Source organism: Peribacillus sp. P4_C12 (assembly GCF_056402095.1).
Map to the genome: position 1 here is coordinate 1 of NZ_JBFUIB010000799.1, position 1344 is coordinate 1344.

Annotated in this window: 1 protein-coding gene; it reads left to right on the plus strand. The window is 37.0% G+C overall.

From position 1 onward, the window contains the following. Positions 1 to 534 precede the first annotated feature (534 nt). On the plus strand, positions 535 to 1344 hold an 810-nt coding region (locus tag AC1DUW_RS29100; protein ID WP_477644223.1), incomplete at its 3' end, for a PrsW family glutamic-type intramembrane protease.

The window sequence follows — 1344 nt, forward strand, 5'->3', positions numbered from 1 at the left end:
GTTAATACTAGGTGCGAACTAGGCGCTTGTAAAAAAGGGCTATGGTATCCATTCTTGTCACAACCAAGGTATCTATCAACAAATAATTCATTCATAGCTCAGATTTTTATCCTCTAAAACCCTGATGTTGTTGTCTTTAGGGTTTTTTGAGTTCTTATTTTTACCATCCAATAATATATATGTCCTTTTCTAGATATTAACATAGGAATAATGAATTAAAAATATTTGTAAAATTCGACCTATTCCAATTTTTAGTAAATTGGAGTATAGTATGAAATCGTAAGAAGCCGTTATCCTCATAAACTTTATTTAAATCATGTAGGAATGAAAATAACTGCATCGGAGTGGTGCAATATGACGAGTCAGGTTGAAAAGGTTAGAGTGACTTTAAGGAAGAAGCTCGAGTCTATCTTTCACCTTTGGAATGTATGGATTCAGAACCATCCATACATTTTAAGAATCTTTACGATTTTTTCTTGGATATCGCTATGTGCCTTGGTATTAAGCTTAATTTTTATGGAAGACTCCCGAAAAATGTTCGTCCAGTTTTTGTGGTCATTTTACGTCATTTTGCAATTTTGGTTTTTATGTCGTAGTAAAACTTTAACATGGAAGAAGTACACCTATTTCTTTTTGGTGGGGGCATGGATAATCGTACCGTTGAATTCTTTTATCGTTAGTTTCATTACGGCTATTTTCGGTGGGATGGAACAAGATGTATGGAGTCAAGCATTTATAACCCCGATTGCTGAAGAAGTGTTAAAACTGATCCCCATTGGAGTTTATCTATTTTTGTCACGACGTGCATCCAGTTTAAGTTTAAGCGATTATGCCCTTATTGGTGCGGCAACGGGAGCTGGTTTTCAATTTTTGGAGGAAACCACACGTCGATTGGTTTCTGGAGGTATTTTCGATTATGGTGTGACACTATTTGGGGGGAAAGTGCTCCATTGGGATTTATTTACACTATTTCCTGGCTACTTTGAGGAGGGCTTTTTACCTGACAAAATGTCTGCTGGGCATTCGTTGCTAACCGCTATGGTAACGTTAGGAATCGGGTTAGCAGTGAGGTTTAAAAGTAAATTAAAGAGATCTTCTTATATTTTTCCTGTTATCCTTTTAGTTTGGGCCATTTTTGATCACTCAATATGGAATGCTAGTTACCGAGCTCCGGATTGGTTAACCGGAATACATGATTTATTAGGAAGCGGCTATGCCGCAAAACCGGTGTTTTTAATGATGCTCGGTGCTGCTGTAATCATCGATTATTGGGAATTGAACCGAGTAAGAGAGAAGATTCTTCTGATGGATGGGGAAACCATTATCAATCCTGTTTCTGAATTG